Here is a 14,513-nt window from a genome sequence, read left to right on the forward strand (position 1 = left end):
ATGTTCGACGCCACGGCCTATCTGATTGTCTCGCTGGTCGCCCTGGGCATGGGCCTGGCTTTCGTTTCGGCCGACCGCGACTCGCCCACCTCGCGCGCGCTGGCCGCAGCGTTCATCTTCCTGGGCCTGTCGCTGTCGCTCAATGTGGTGCTGCCCGCCACCGCGCCCATTCCCGTGGATGCCTGGTGGGCCGGCCTGCTGGCCCTGCCCGAGGCGGGCGTGATCGTGACCGTGCTGGAGTGGCTGCTGCGTGTGCGCCGCATGCTGCCGGTGCCCGACGGCATGGACTCGCGCTTCGGTGATCGCGTGCTGCGTTCCGGACAGATCGGCGGCCTGCTTTACGCCGTGCTCTCGCTGCTCTGGCCGCAGGTGCGCCTGCGCGACTTTCTGCATGCGGGGCTCACGGCCGACAATCTGCTGGCGCCGGGTTTCTGGTTGTTCGCGCTGCCGGTGATGTACGCGATCATCGCCGGGCTGGCCGGCATCATCCTGCTGCTGGCGCGTCGCCCCGATCCCGCCGAGCGCATGCGTGTGCTGGCCATGGCCGGCGCGGTGCCTTTCATTGCCGCCGGCGCGGTGCTGTCACTGAAGTTCGCGGCGATCTCCGTGAGCGTCGGCGAGCTGATCTTTCTGATCGGCGCCACGCACTACCACGTGCTGCAGGGTCAGCGCGGGCAGTTCATGTCGCGCTTTCTTTCGCCGCAGGTCGCCAAGCTGGTCGCGGAAAAAGGCCTGGATCAGGCCATGCAGGAGAATCTGCGCGAGATCAGCGTGGTCTGCTGCGATCTGCGCGGTTTCACGCCCTACGCCGCTGCGCAGCCGTCCACGCAGGTGCTGCAGGTGCTGCGCGAGTATTACGACGCGGTGGGCGCGGTGGTTTCCGAATACGGAGCCACCATCAAGGATTTTGCCGGCGACGGCATCCTGATTCTGGTCGGTGCACCGCTGCCGGTGCCGTATCACGCGCGTCGCGCCCTGGACATGGCGGCGCGCATCCGCGCCGTCGGGCTGCAGCTCACGCCGCGCTGGAGCAGCGCCACGCACCCCCTGGGCATCGGCGTGGGCGTCGCCACCGGCATGGTCACCGTCGGTGTGATCGGCTCGGCCTCGCGCCTGGAATACACGGCGGTGGGTTCGGCGGTGAATCTGGCTTCGCGACTTTGCGAGCAGGCCGGCAATGGCGAGATCCTGCTGGATGCACGCACGGCGGAACTGGCGGGACTCCAGGCGCTGCAGCAGCGCGGCCATATGCCGGTGAAAGGCTTCTCCGAGCCGGTGCTGCGCTACGCCTTGCCGGATTGATCAGTCTTCGCCGACCGCCACGCCGATCACGCCATCGGCATCCACCCAGGCGCGGTACATCGCACGCGAGTTGAAGGGCAGGGCCAGCAGGCCATGGCGGTCGATGGCGATGCAGCCGCCGCGTCCGCCGTAGCCGCGCACCGCGTCGAGCTGCTCGGCGCAGGCGGTGGCCAGATCCGCAGGGGTGTAACGCAGGCGCGCGTCCACGGCAAAGCCGAAGCCGGCGCGGATGAAGCATTCGCCGGTGCCGGTGCAGGACACTGCCGCCGTCTGATCGTCGGCAAAGGTGCCGGCGCCGATGATGGGCGTGTCGCCGACGCGGCCCGGATGCTTGTTGGTGAGTCCGCCGGTGCTGGTGGCGGCGGCGAGGTGACCTTGCGCATCCCGCGCCACCGCGCCCACGGTGCCGAAGGCGCTGTCGTGATCCAGCACGATCACGCCCTTGGCACGCGCTTCCTTGAGCTGATGGAAGCGTTCCTCGGTGATGAAGTATTCCGGCGCCACTTCCTCCAGGCCCAGCTCGCGGTTGAGCGCATCGGCGCCGGCGCCCATGAACATCACATGCGGCGAGCGTTCCATCACCGCCCGTGCCAGGCGCACCGGATATTTCGCGCGCTGCACACCGGTGACCGCGCCGCAGGCACGATCACGTCCGTCCATGATCGCGGCATCGAGTTCCACCTGACCATCGCGATTGAGCACCGCGCCGACGCCGGCATTGAACAGCGGGCATTCCTCCAGGCGCTGCACCATCAACTCCACCGCATCCAGGCTGCCGGCGCCGCTGCGCAGCAATGCCAGGCCTTCGCCCGCGATGGCGTGCAAGGCGGCGCGATGGGCGCGGGTGTCGCTGTTGACGGCGTCGAGATCGCCGGCGCCGCCGTGGATCGCCAGGCGGATGGGGGAGGAGCTGCTCAAGGCTTTCAGGGTCCTGCGGCTTGGAGGATGCGCCGCGAACGGCGGCGCGCGCAGCGGCCAGTGTAAGCGAGCGCCGCTGCACGCAGCCTTCCGGTGTTTCGCTCAGTGCTTGCCGGCGCTGGCCAGCTGCTGTGCGGCGGCCAGCGCCAGGGCTTGCAGGCCCTCGCCACCCGCCAGCAGATGTTCATCGAGCTGGCGACGCATGCGCGGATCCCAGAAACGGCGGATGTGATCGGCGATGCCGGCGATGGCGACTTCGCGATCCGGCTCGGCGGCGAAGAAATCGGCGATATCGTTGGCCATGTGCACCAGATGTTCTTTGCTCATCCCTGGATTCCTTCCGCGCGTGTCTTGCGCGCATCGGCCAGACGCATGCGTCCGGGCCGGGTGTAAACCGTGCAGCGCTCGCCGCGGGCAAAACCGATCAGCGTCATGCCGGCATCATCGGCCAGCTCCACGGCCAGCGCGGTGGGCGCCGAGATCGCCGCCAGCAGGCTGATGCCGACGGCAGCGGACTTCTGCACCATCTCATAGCTGGCGCGGCTGGTGAGCAGCACAAAGCCCTGCTCGGTATCGATGCCCGCGCGCGCCAGTGCGCCGATCAGCTTGTCCAGGGCATTGTGCCGGCCCACGTCCTCGCGCAACTCCAGCAGGCGGCCCTGCGCGTCGGCCCAGGCCGCGGCGTGTACCGCACCGCTGGCGGCATTGAGCGGCTGCGCTTCCTGCAGGCCGCGCAAGGCGCGCTGCAGGGCGGGCGGCTCGATGACGATGCCGGCGCCCGCATGCGGCGCCGGACGCAGGGCATCGGCGATCTGTCGCAGGCCGCAGAGGCCACAGCTGCTGCGGCCTTCCAGGCTGCGTTGGCGGCCGCGCAGCGCGGCCATGCGCTCCGGCGGAATCTGCAGCGAGAGCTGAACGCCGCCGTCCAGTTCCGTGCGCCGGTAATCGAGCAGTTCCTGAGGCGAGGCGATGATCCGCTCGCTCAAGGCAAAGCCCAGCGCAAAGTCTTCCAGGTCCAGCGGCGTGGCCATCATCACCGCATGCGGCTCGCCGTTGAAGGTCAGGGCAACAGCGGCTTCCTCCGCCAGTTCCTCCACCAGTTCCAGCGCCTGTCCGTCGCTGATGCGGCGCACGCGCCGCGAGACCAGGCCGGTATGGGGCTGCGCGCCGGACATGGCTTCACTTCACCGCGCTGTCGCGCGCCTGCAGCAGTTCCGCCTGGCGCTCGCTGAACTGGCGATACCGCTGCTGCCACTGCGAGGGCTGGCTGACGCGCGTGACCTGCACGGCGGTGACCTTGTACTCGGGACAGTTGGTGGCCCAGTCGGAGTTGTCGGTGGTGATGACGTTGGCGCCGGATTCCGGGAAGTGGAAGGTGGTGTAGACCACGCCCGGCTGCACGCGATCGGTGAGATGCGCGCGCAGCACGGTCTCGCCGGCGCGGCTGGCGATGCCCACCCAGTCGTTCTCGACGATGCCGCGCGCCTCGGCGTCGCTGGGATGAATCTCCAGACGGTCCTCGTGATGCCAGGCCACGTTCTCGGTGCGCCGCGTCTGCGCGCCGACGTTGTACTGCGAGAGGATGCGGCCGGTGGTGAGAATCAGCGGATAGCGCGTGTTCACCTTCTCGTGCGTGGGCACGTACTCGGTGATCATGAAGCGACCCTTGCCGCGCACGAACTCGCCGACATGCATGGTCGGCGTGCCCTGCGGCTGCTGCTCGTTGCAGGGCCACTGGATGCTGCCCATCTCGTCCAGGCGCGCATAGCTCACGCCCTGGAAGGTCGGCGTCAGCGCAGCGATTTCGTCCATGATCTCGGACGGGTGCCGGTAGTTCATGGCATAGCCCATGGCATTGGCCAGCAGCTGCGTGATTTCCCAGTCGGCATAACCGGCCTTGGGTTTCATCACGCGGCGCACCCGGGCGATGCGGCGCTCGGCATTGGTGAAGGTGCCGTCCTTCTCCAGGAAGGAGGACCCGGGCAGGAACACATGCGCGAACTTCGCGGACTCGTTGAGGAACAGGTCCTGCACCACCACGCACTCCATGGCATTGAGCGCGGCGGTGACGTGCTGGGTGTTGGGATCGGACTGCGCGATGTCCTCGCCTTCGATGTACAGGCCCTTGAAATCACCATCCAGGGCCGACTCGAACATATTGGGAATGCGCAGGCCCGGCTCGGCCAGCAGGCTCACGCCCCAGGCCTTTTCGAACTGCGTGCGCGTGGCTTCGTCGGCGACATGGCGATAGCCCGGAAACTCGTGCGGGAAGGAGCCCATGTCGCAGGAGCCCTGCACATTGTTCTGGCCGCGCAGCGGATTCACGCCCACGCCCTCGCGGCCGATGTTGCCGGTGGCCATGGCCAGATTGGCGATGCCCATGACCATGGTCGAACCCTGCGAATGCTCGGTCACGCCCAGGCCGTAATAGATCGCGGCATTGCCGCCGGTGGCGTAGAGGCGGGCGGCGGCGCGCAGCTCGGCGGCCGGCACGCCGGTCACCGCTTCCATGGCCTCCGGCGCGTGCCGTGCATCGGCGACGAACTTGCGCCATTTCTCGAAGGCCGGCTGCTCGCAGCGTTCGCGCACGAAGGCCTCGTTGACCAGGCCTTCGGTGACGATCACGTGCGCCAGGCTGTTCACCAGCGCGACATTGGTGCCGGGCTTCAGCTTCAGGTGATGGGCTGCCTCGATATGCGGGCTGCGCACCAGATCGATACGGCGCGGGTCGGCGACGATCAGCTGGGCGCCTTCACGCAGGCGGCGCTTCATCAGCGAGGCGAACACCGGATGACCGTCGGTGGGATTGGCGCCGATCACCATGATCACATCGGCCTGCAGCACCGAATCGAAGTTCTGCGTGCCGGCGGATTCGCCCAGGGTCTGGCGCAGGCCATAACCGGTGGGCGAGTGACAGACGCGCGCGCAGGTATCCACGTTGTTGTTGCCAAAGCCGGCGCGCACCAGCTTCTGCACCAGATAGGTTTCCTCGTTGCTGCAGCGCGAGGAGGTGATGCCGCCGATGGCGCCCTTGCCGTACCGGCTCTGGATGCGCTTGAACTCGGAGGCGGCATAAGCAATCGCTTCCTCCCAGCTCACCTCGCGCCAGGGATCGCTGGTGCGGGCGCGGATCATGGGCTTGGTGATGCGGTCCGGATGCGTGGCATAACCGATGGCGAAGCGGCCCTTCACGCAGGAGTGCCCGTGATTGGCCTGGCCATCCTTGTCCGGCACCATGCGCACCACTTCCTCACCCTTCATCTCGGCGCGGAACGAGCAGCCCACGCCACAGTAGGCGCAGGTGGTGACGATGCTGTGCTCGGCCTGGCCCTTGGCGATCAGTGTGTTCTCGGACAGCGTCGCGGTCGGGCAGGCCTGCACGCAGGCGCCGCAGGACACGCATTCGGAATCCAGGAAGCTTTCGTTCTGGCTGGGCGAGACCTTGGAGTCGAAACCACGGCCCTGGATGCTCAGCGCCAGCGTGCCCTGCTGTTCATCGCAGGCGCGCACGCAGCGCGAGCAGACGATGCACTTGGAAGGATCGAAGGTGAAGTAAGGATTGCTTTCGTCCTTGGCCACGAAGCGCGCGTTGACGCTGCCATCGGCGAGCTTGGCGTACACGTGGTTGTCGCCTTCGTAGCCGTAGCGCACCTCGCGCAAGCCCACCGCGCCGGCCATGTCCTGCAACTCGCAGTGGCCATTGGCCGGGCAGGTCAGACAGTCCAGGGGATGATCGGAGATGTACAGCTCCATCACGCCGCGCCGCAGGGCGGCGAGCTTGTCGTTCTGCGTGGTGACCTTCATGCCCGGCGCCACCGGCGTGGTGCAGGAGGCGGGATAGCCCTTCATGCCCTCGATCTGCACCAGACACAGACGGCAGGAGCCGAAGGCATCGAGCTGATCGGTGGCGCAGAGCTTGGGGATGTTGATGCCGTTGAGCGCAGCGGCGCGCAGCACCGAAGTGCCTTGCGGCACGCTCACCTCCACGCCATCGATGTTCAGGCTCACCAGCGGCGCCTCGGCTGCGGCGCTGCTGCTGGACTGGCCGATGTTCACCCAGCGCGGTGGCGGGGTTCCGTAATCGTGTTCGGCGATGGATTGCATGGCGTCTACCTCACTGCGCCGCCGCGCGGGCGGTCGGCTGGCTGCGAAAATCTTCGGGGAAATGATTCAGGGCCGAGAGCACCGGATATGGCGTCAGCCCGCCCAGCGCGCAGAGCGAGCCATGGGTCATGGTCTCGCAGAGATCGCGCAACAGCGCTTCCTGGCGCGGCGCATTGTCACCGGCGCGCAGGCGGTCGATGACTTCCACGCCGCGCGTGGAGCCGATGCGGCAGGGCGTGCACTTGCCGCAGGATTCGGCGGCGCAGAATTCCATGGCGTAGCGTGCCTGCGCCGCCATGTCCACGCGGTCATCAAAGACCACGATGCCGCCGTGGCCGAGCATCGCGCCGATGGCGGCGAAAGCCTCGTAATCCAGCGGCGTGTCGAACTGTGATTCCGGCAGATAAGCGCCCAGCGGACCGCCGACCTGCACCGCACGGATCGGCCGGCCGCTCAGGCTGCCGCCGCCGACGTCATAGAGCAGCTCGCGCAGGCGCATGCCGAAGGCGATCTCGAACAGGCCGCCATGCTTGATATTGCCGGTGAGCTGCAGGGGCAGGGTGCCGCGTGAACGGCCCATGCCGTAATCGCGATAGCTTTGCGCGCCCTGCGCCAGGATGTGAGGCACGCTGGCCAGGGTGATCACGTTGTTGATCACCGTGGGCTTGCCGAACAGGCCTTCGATGGCCGGCAGCGGCGGCTTGAAGCGCACCTGGCCGCGCTTGCCTTCCAGCGATTCCAGCAGCGAGGTTTCCTCGCCGCAGATGTAGGCACCGGCGCCCAGGCGCACTTCCAGATCGAAGCGCAGGCCGCTGCCAAGGAGGTTCTCGCCCAGGTAGCCGCGCGCATGTGCCTGCGCAATCGCCGCTTCCAGTGCGCGTTTGGCGTGCGGATACTCGCAGCGCAGGTAGATGTAGCCGCGTGTGGCGCCGACCGCGATGCCGGCGATCGTCATGCCCTCGATGAGCGTGTAGGGATCACCTTCCATGAGCATGCGATCCGAGAAGGTGCCGGAGTCGCCTTCGTCGGCATTGCAGACGATGTACTTCTGCTCGGCCTTCTGTGCGAGCACGGTCTGCCATTTGATGCCGGCCGGAAACGCCGCGCCGCCGCGACCGCGCAGGCCGGACTCGCTCACTGCCATGACGATGGCCGCCGGCTGCATGATCAGCGCGTTGGCCAGGCCACGATAACCGCCGTGCGCCAGATAGTCCTCGATGTCGGTGGGATCGATCAGGCCCACGCGCGCGAACGTCAGACGCTGCTGGCGTTTGAAATACGGATGCTGCTCGACATCGCCCAGGCGCAAGGCATGCGCGCCGCCGCTGACAAAGCCGGCATCGAACAGCGCGCGCACATCCTCGGCCTGCACCGGCGCATAAGCGATGCGGCCCTGCGGCGTCTGCACTTCCACCAGCGGTTCCAGCCACAGCAGGCCGCGGCTGCCGTTGCGGATCAGTTCGATGCCCAGACCCCGCTGCCGCGCCTCGGCGGCAATCGCACGCGCGGTGGCCTCGGCGCCGACCGAAAGCGCCGCGGCGTCGCCGGGCACATAGATGCGGATGCGGCTCATGGCGTCTGCCTCGCTTGTGCGACGATGTGATCGAAGCGCTCGGGACTGACGCGGCCGCGCAGCTCGCCGTCAATCATCACGCTCGGGCCCAGCGCGCAATTGCCCAGGCAGTAAACGGGTTCGAGGGTCAGCGCGCCATCGGCGGTGGTGCCATGAAAGCCCACGCCCAGGCACTGCTGCGCATGCGCTTCGAGCGTTGCGCCGCACACGGCCTGACAGGCTTCGGCGCGGCACAGTTGCAGCACATGACGGCCGGGTTTCTCCTGCCGGAAGTAGTGATAGAAGCTGATCACGCCGTGCACCTCGGCGCGCGACAGATTCAGCTCCCAGGCAATCAGCGGCACCGCTTCGGCGGGCACATAGCCCAGCGCGTCCTGCACCGCGTGCAGCACCGGCAGCAGCGCGCCGGGGCGATGCTGTTGCTGCGCGAGTGCGGCGCGCACCGCTGTCAGCTGCGCCGGCGGCAGTTCGCTGCCGGGCTCGGGGCGGATTGGAATGACTTGGTCTTTTTTCATGGCGTGGCTCCTGGCTGCGCGGTGCGAGCGGGCTTTAGCGGAACAGCACGGCGGCCTTCTGCACCGTGATCCAGACGCCCCAGGCCAGCGGCACCAGCACCAGGGTCCAGGTCAGCACGGCGGCGAGATGGCTGGCGCCGCTGGCCTGCGCACCGGAATCGGCTGTGGTGACCACCGGGCTTTCGCTGGCCTGCGCGCGTACGGCGGCCAGTTCCTGCGCGCTCATGTAATGGCGGGCGGCGACCGGGCGCACCAGCAGATTGCAGAGCAGGCCGAGCAGCAGCAGCGCGGCCAGCACGTACATGGTGCTGTCGTAGGCCTGCGCCTTGGCCACGCCGTGCGCAAGCTGATACTCGCGGAAGTAATTGACGATCACCGGACCGAGAATGCCGGCAGTGGCCCAGGCGGTGAGCAGGCGGCCGTGGACGGCGCCCACGAACTGTGTGCCGAACATGTCAGCCAGATAGGCGGGCACCGTGGCGAAGCCGCCACCGTACATCGACAGGATGATGCAGAAGCAGGCCACGAACAGCGCCACGCTGCCGTGATGGCCGGTCCAGGGCGCGGCGGCGTAGAGCGCAAAACCCAGCGCGAAGAAGGTGAAGTAAGTGGTCTTGCGGCCGAGACGGTCGGACAGCGAGGCCCAGAAGAAACGGCCGCCGATGTTGAACAGGCTGAGCAGGCCGGTGAAGCCGGCGGCGATTGCAGCGATCTGCGTCTTCTGCGCATCGCCGAGTTCGTTGAAGCTCAGGTCCAGGCCCAGCAGCCTGCCGCCGAACACTTCCTGCAGCATCGGTGAGGCCATGCCGATCACGCCGATGCCGGCGCTCACGTTCAGGCACAGCACCGCCCAGATCAGCCAGAACTGCGGCGTCTTGTGTGCCTGGTTCAGATGCACCTCATGCGTGGTGATCATCGTCTGGCCGGTGGCGGCCGGCGCTGGCGTGTAGCCTCGCGGCGCCCAGCCCTGCGGCGGCACGCGATAACTCAGCGCGCCGATCATCATGAACATGAAGTAGATCGCGGCGAGCGTCAGAAAGGTTTCCCACACGCCCACCGAATGCGGCGTGGCGTAATGCGTCATGAGTTTGTCGGCCAAAGGGGCGCCGATCATCGCGCCGCCGCCAAAGCCCATGATCGCCATGCCGGTGGCCATGCCGCGACGGTCGGGAAACCACTTGATCAGCGTCGACACCGGCGAGATGTAACCCAGGCCCAGGCCAATGCCGCCGATCACGCCGGAGCCCAGCCACATCAGCCACAGCTGATGCAGGTATACGCCGCCGGCGGAAATCACCAGGCCGCCACACCAGCAGAAGGCCGCCACCACGCCGGCCTTGCGCGGGCCGGCACGTTCCAGCCAGCCGCCCCAGATCGCCGCCGAGCAGCCGAGGAACACGAAGAACAGGGTGTACATCCAGCCCAGCTCGCTGATCTTCCAGTCGCAGCTGGTGGTGGTGAGCGCCTGCAGGAGACCGGCGTCCGGCGCGCAGGCGAGCGAGGAGCTGATGCCGAGGGCCTTGGACAGCGGCAGCCAGAACACCGAGAAGCCGTAGGCCATGCCGATGCAGAGATGGATGCACAGCGCTGCCGGTGGCACCAGCCAGCGGCTGAAGCTCGGGCCGGCGATGCTGCGCTCTTTCGAGAGAAACCCGGGCTGGCGTTCGCTGCCCGCACTGCTGATCGTCAGGCTGCTCATTGCCTCTCTCCTCCTTGAGCTGGGCCATCGGAAGAGCCCAGCATAATCTCATTGTGTAGTTTTGACATGTGGCGCGAGAAAGCTAGCATTGATACGTCGCAGATCGGAACAATTGGCGTAACGACGCCATTTATTTCGGTACAAAAAAACCTATTTGAGGAGCGCTGTGTTCAAACTGTCGATCAAGCCGCAATGGCAGCTTGCGCGCGGTGACGAGCGTCAGCTGCTGCCTCGCGTGGTCGAGCTGCTGGTCGGCATCCACGAGACCGGCACCCTGGCGGCGGCCTGTGGGCGCATGCAGCTTTCTTATCGCTACGCCTGGGGTCTGCTGCAGGAAGGGCATGCCGCCTTCGGCGTGCCCCTGGTGCAGAGTCGCCGGGGTCGCGGTGCCGTGCTCACGCCGCTGGGCGAGAGGCTGGTGTGGGCTGACAAGCGCATCGCGGCGCGGCTTTCACCGGTGTTCGACAGCCTGGCTTCCGAACTCGAAGTGGAGCTGGAGCGCGCCTTGTCCAAGGCGCAGGGCATTTTGCGCATGCAGGCCAGCCATGGTTTTGCGGTGGAGCTGATCCGCGAATGGCTGGCGCGCGAGCAGATTCCGCTGGACCTGAAATACCGCAGCAGCTTCGAGGCGCTGGCGGCGCAGAACGCCGGTGTCTGCGATATCGCCGGCTTTCATGTGCCACTGGGCGAGTTCGAGCTGCCCATGCTGCAGCACTACCGGCCCTGGCTGCAGCCGGCCACGCAGCGCCTGATCTACCTGGCGACCCGGCGTCAGGGCCTGATGGTGGCGCGTGGCAACCCGCGGCAGATTCTCGGGCTTGCCGATCTGCAGCGCGAAGGCGTGCGCTTCGTCAATCGCCAGGTGGGCTCCGGCACACGGGTGCTGCTTGATCTGCTGCTGGCCCGGGATGGCGTCGATGTGCATCGCATTGACGGCTATGACTCCGGCGAGCACACGCATGCGGCGGTCGCGGCCTTCGTCGCCAGCGGCATGGCCGATGCCGCCTTCGGTGTGGAGACGCCGGCGCGACGCTTCAATCTGGATTTCATTCCGCTGATCAACGAGCGCTACTTCTTCATCTGCAACCAGGAGTTTCTCGATTCCGCGACCATGTCGCGCCTGATCTCGGCCCTGCGCAGTGCCGAGCTGCAGAACGCCATCGGTGCCTTGCCTGGCTATGACGGCCTGCAGTCCGGCCGGATCAGCACGCTGGGCGAGACCTTTCCCGAATTGCTCCGGCCCTGAGCGGCGGAGCGCCCCTGCATAGCGCGCCCAAGGCGCAAGGAGAACCTGCATGAACCTGCAAACCCGTAGCCAGCACGCCTGCTTTGGCGGTCGCATGGGCTTCTATGCGCATGCCGCGCAAGCCACCGGCACCGAGATGCGCTTTGCTGTCTACGAACCGCCGCAGGCCAGCGCGCGCAAGCTGCCGGCGCTGTACTACCTCGCGGGGCTGACCTGCAATGAGGAAACCTTCGTGATCAAGGCCGGCGCGCAGCGCCTGGCGGCCGACATGGGGCTGGTCCTGGTGGCCTGCGATACCAGTCCGCGCGGCCTCAATCTGCCCGGTGATGCGGATGCCTGGGACTTCGGGGTCGGCGCCGGCTTCTACCTCGACGCCACCGCACAGCCCTGGGCCGGGCACTACCGCATGAGCCGCTACCTCAACGAGGAACTGCCGGCACTGGTGGAAGCCAATTTCCCGGTGCGCAGTGATCGGCGCGGCATCTTCGGGCACTCCATGGGCGGTCACGGCGCGCTGGTCAATGCCCTGCGCAATCCGCAGCGCTGGCACTCGGTGTCGGCGTTTGCGCCGATTGCCAATCCGGTGGCGGTGCCCTGGGGCGAGAAAGCTTTCAGCAACTACCTGGGCAGTGATCGCCAGCAGTGGGAGGCCTGGGATGCGAGCCTGCTGATGCGCGCCCGGCCTTATCCGGGGCTGATGCTGGTGGATCAGGGGCTGAGCGATCAGTTCATCGACAACCAGCTGCATCCCCAGGCCCTGCAGGCGGCGGCCGATGCCAGCGGCCAGAAGCTCGAGCTGCGCCTGCACGAAGGCTACGATCATTCCTACTGGTTCATCCAGAGCTTCATCGCCGATCACCTTCGGCATCACGCCGCCATTCTCGGCTCCTGAATCGCGCTGACTGCACGCGCTGCCTGACCGCTGCGCCGCTCGCAAGAGCGGCGCAGTTTTTTTGCATCGCGCCCCCGCGCAAGCGTCATCCGGGCGTCTGTTCCGGCGCCTGGCCCCGGCAAAACCCCCTGGGTCATCTGCGCCACAGACGCGTAGCAGGCCCGACTCAGCGCGCCGGTCGGCTTCCTTGCCCCGTTTGTCGGGCTGCTCATATGTGCATGAAGGAGTTCAATAATTTCGATGGCGGAAGGCTGGCACGGCCACTGCAGTCAGTTCAGCCGCGCCGTCTGGAGATGCTTCCGGACCAGGCCATCTGGCGTCGGTCGCGCCGTAGCGGCATGCGGCGGAGGCGGGCAAAAAACGACAGCTTTCAGATTTGAGGAGAGCAGCACATGAATGTTCGCAAAGCAGTGAGGTTCTGTGCCGCGTTACTGATGGGCAGCATGGCTTGTACGGCTGCTTTCGGTAACGCAGAAGAAGTTCAGCGATCCAAGGACCCGAACCAGTGGGGCATGCCCGGCGGCGATCTGGCAATGACCCGACACAGCAAACTCGCTGATATCAACACCGGCAACGTCGCCAATCTGCAGATGATCTGGTCGCAGTCCAGCGGCACGCTGCGTGGCCATGAAGGTCAGCCGGTGGTGGTGACCGATGGCGGCAAGCCGATGATGTATCTGATCAGCGGCTGGCCCAATATCGTGCAGGCCCTGGATCTTTCCGATCCGGATCATCCCAAGGCCATCTGGAAGTACACCAAGTCCACCGACCGCGACGAGTCCGCCGTGCCGCGCGCCTGCTGCGACACCGTCAACCGTGGTTTGTCCTATGCCGACGGCAAGGTGGTGTTTGGCACGCTCGACGGCTTCCTGATCGCGCTCGATGCCAAGAGCGGCAAGGAAGTCTGGGTGGTCAAGCACGCCTTCCCGGACAAGGGCGAAACCATCACCCCGGCGCCCTTGATCGCCGAGGACAAGGTGCTGATCGGCTTCGGCGGTGACGAGTTCGCCGCGCGTGGCCGCTTCTCCGCCTACAACCTCAAGGACGGCAAGCTGGCCTGGCAGTGCTACTCCACGGGTGAGGACAAGGACACCTGCATCACCAAGAACACCAACAAGAAGCATCCGGAGTACGGCAGCACCGACGCCTCGATCAAGAGCTATCCGGGCGAGGAGTGGAAGCGCGGCGGCGGCTCGAGCTGGGGCTTCTACAGCTACGATCCGGAGCTGAAGCTGGTGTACCACTCCACCGGTAATCCCGGCCTCTGGAGCCCGTTCTATCGCTGCCAGTTCAAGACCCACGAGGAATGCAACACCGGCAAGCAGGACAACAAGTGGTCGATGACCATCTTCGCACGCAATGTGCAGACCGGCGAAGCGGTGTGGGCCTACCAGATGACGCCGTTCGACCAGTGGGACTATGACGGCATCAACGAGAACATGCTGGCCGACTGGAAGATCGACGGCAAGGATCGCAAAGTGCTGGTGCACTTCGACCGCAACGGCTTTGCCTACGTGCTCGACCGCACCGATGGCACGCTGATCGCCGCGCACAAGTTCGTCACCGCGAACTGGGCCGAGAAGATCGACATGAAGACCGGCCGTCCGGTGAAGGTGAAGGAGCACTCGCCGTTTGGTCTGGGCAACAATGTGCAGGCCTGTCCTTCCGCGATGGGCGGCAAGGATCAGCAACCCTGCGCTCTGGATCCCAACGAGCCGGGCGTCGCCTACTGCCCCACCAACAACTGGTGCATGGAGCTGGAGCCGCAGGAACGCAGCCACACGCAACAGGGCACGGTGTATGTGTTCGCCAATGTGTACATGTACCCCGAGAAGCCGGGCGTGACGGGCAAGTTCAAGAAGTTCAACGTGCTCACCGGCGAGACGGTCTGGGAAGTGCCGGACCAGTATCCGAACTGGGGCGGCGCGCTGATCACCGAGGGTGGACTGGCCTTCTACGGCAGCCTGGGTGGCGACTTCCGCGCGGTGGATCGCAAGACCGGCAAGGTGCTTTGGTCGCGCAAGCTGGGCTCCGGCATCATCGGCAATCCGATCACCTACAAGGTGGGCGGCAAGCAGTATGTGTCGGTGTGGAGCGGCATCGGCGGCTGGATCGGCCTGCCGGTCACCGCCGGTCTGGATCTGGATGACAAGTTCGGCGCCATCGGTGCCACCGCCATGACCAAGGCGGCCAATCTCGACAAGATTCCGCAAGGCGGCACGCTGTACACCTTCCGCGTCGACTAAAAGCAGTACGACGCACAC

General features: G+C 66.4%; 11 protein-coding genes. 4 read left to right on the top strand and 7 right to left on the bottom strand.

Annotated elements, in window-relative coordinates:
* A complete protein-coding gene (locus tag BMY12_RS14980; protein WP_093287963.1) occupies positions 1–1,302 on the top strand; it encodes an adenylate/guanylate cyclase domain-containing protein in 1,302 nt (433 codons plus the stop codon).
* Here the strand turns inward: BMY12_RS14980 and BMY12_RS14985 are convergent, their stop codons facing one another.
* The 7 genes from BMY12_RS14985 to BMY12_RS15015 form a co-directional block, all read right to left on the bottom strand.
* On the bottom strand, positions 1,303–2,220 hold the full coding sequence (locus BMY12_RS14985; RefSeq protein WP_093287966.1) for an isoaspartyl peptidase/L-asparaginase family protein: 918 nt from the start codon (positions 2,218–2,220) through the stop codon (positions 1,303–1,305).
* Positions 2,221–2,322: 102 nt separating this feature from the next.
* Positions 2,323–2,547 (bottom strand): formate dehydrogenase subunit delta, encoded by a 225-nt coding sequence (locus tag BMY12_RS14990; protein ID WP_093287968.1) that lies wholly within the window; start codon positions 2,545–2,547, stop codon positions 2,323–2,325.
* Positions 2,544–3,395 (bottom strand): formate dehydrogenase accessory sulfurtransferase FdhD, encoded by an 852-nt coding sequence (gene fdhD, locus BMY12_RS14995; protein WP_093287970.1) that lies wholly within the window; start codon positions 3,393–3,395, stop codon positions 2,544–2,546. The genes BMY12_RS14990 and fdhD overlap by 4 nt, the downstream gene beginning before the upstream one ends.
* A 4-nt stretch (positions 3,396–3,399) precedes the next feature.
* Positions 3,400–6,324, bottom strand: coding sequence for a formate dehydrogenase subunit alpha (gene fdhF / locus BMY12_RS15000; RefSeq protein ID WP_093287972.1), 2,925 nt, complete (start codon positions 6,322–6,324; stop codon positions 3,400–3,402).
* A 10-nt stretch (positions 6,325–6,334) separates the two neighbouring features.
* Positions 6,335–7,897: a formate dehydrogenase beta subunit gene (locus BMY12_RS15005; protein WP_093287974.1), complete on the bottom strand. Its 1,563-nt coding sequence runs from the start codon at positions 7,895–7,897 to the stop codon at positions 6,335–6,337.
* A complete protein-coding gene (locus BMY12_RS15010; protein WP_093287976.1) occupies positions 7,894–8,412 on the bottom strand; it encodes a formate dehydrogenase subunit gamma in 519 nt (172 codons plus the stop codon). The genes BMY12_RS15005 and BMY12_RS15010 overlap by 4 nt, the downstream gene beginning before the upstream one ends.
* Positions 8,413–8,446: 34 nt before the next feature.
* Positions 8,447–10,111 carry an OFA family MFS transporter gene (locus BMY12_RS15015; protein ID WP_093287978.1) on the bottom strand — a complete coding sequence of 555 codons (1,665 nt, stop codon included), beginning with the start codon at positions 10,109–10,111 and terminating at the stop codon, positions 8,447–8,449.
* A gap of 166 nt (positions 10,112–10,277) precedes the next feature.
* Between BMY12_RS15015 and BMY12_RS15020 the strand changes: the two genes are divergently transcribed.
* The 3 genes from BMY12_RS15020 to BMY12_RS15030 all read left to right on the top strand — a co-directional run bounded on the left by BMY12_RS15020 (position 10,278) and on the right by BMY12_RS15030 (position 14,495).
* Positions 10,278–11,357 (top strand): substrate-binding domain-containing protein, encoded by a 1,080-nt coding sequence (locus tag BMY12_RS15020; RefSeq protein WP_093287980.1) that lies wholly within the window; start codon positions 10,278–10,280, stop codon positions 11,355–11,357.
* 49 nt (positions 11,358–11,406) lie between these two features.
* The gene (fghA, locus tag BMY12_RS15025; protein ID WP_093287982.1) at positions 11,407–12,249 is read left to right on the top strand and encodes an S-formylglutathione hydrolase; all 843 of its coding nucleotides are present in this window, start codon (positions 11,407–11,409) and stop codon (positions 12,247–12,249) included.
* Between the two features lie 434 nt (positions 12,250–12,683).
* The gene (locus BMY12_RS15030) at positions 12,684–14,495 is read left to right on the top strand and encodes a PQQ-dependent dehydrogenase, methanol/ethanol family (RefSeq protein ID WP_436278867.1); all 1,812 of its coding nucleotides are present in this window, start codon (positions 12,684–12,686) and stop codon (positions 14,493–14,495) included.
* Positions 14,496–14,513 lie beyond the last annotated feature (18 nt).

Source organism: Solimonas aquatica (assembly GCF_900111015.1).
GTDB classification, from domain to species: Bacteria; Pseudomonadota; Gammaproteobacteria; order Nevskiales; family Nevskiaceae; genus Solimonas; species Solimonas aquatica.

Bases quoted from the DNA above. Each gene is read 5' to 3' on its own strand.
- fdhD (WP_093287970.1), bottom strand. From the start codon at position 3,395: ATGTCCGGCGCGCAGCCCCATACCGGCCTGGTCTCGCGGCGCGTGCGC.
- BMY12_RS14990 (WP_093287968.1), bottom strand. From the start codon at position 2,547: ATGAGCAAAGAACATCTGGTGCACATGGCCAACGATATCGCCGATTTC.
- BMY12_RS15005 (WP_093287974.1), bottom strand. From the start codon at position 7,897: ATGAGCCGCATCCGCATCTATGTGCCCGGCGACGCCGCGGCGCTTTCG.
- BMY12_RS15030 (WP_436278867.1), top strand. From the start codon at position 12,684: ATGGGCAGCATGGCTTGTACGGCTGCTTTCGGTAACGCAGAAGAAGTT.
- fdhF (WP_093287972.1), bottom strand. From the start codon at position 6,324: ATGCAATCCATCGCCGAACACGATTACGGAACCCCGCCACCGCGCTGG.
- BMY12_RS15010 (WP_093287976.1), bottom strand. From the start codon at position 8,412: ATGAAAAAAGACCAAGTCATTCCAATCCGCCCCGAGCCCGGCAGCGAA.
- fghA (WP_093287982.1), top strand. From the start codon at position 11,407: ATGAACCTGCAAACCCGTAGCCAGCACGCCTGCTTTGGCGGTCGCATG.
- BMY12_RS15015 (WP_093287978.1), bottom strand. From the start codon at position 10,111: ATGAGCAGCCTGACGATCAGCAGTGCGGGCAGCGAACGCCAGCCCGGG.
- BMY12_RS14980 (WP_093287963.1), top strand. From the start codon at position 1: ATGTTCGACGCCACGGCCTATCTGATTGTCTCGCTGGTCGCCCTGGGC.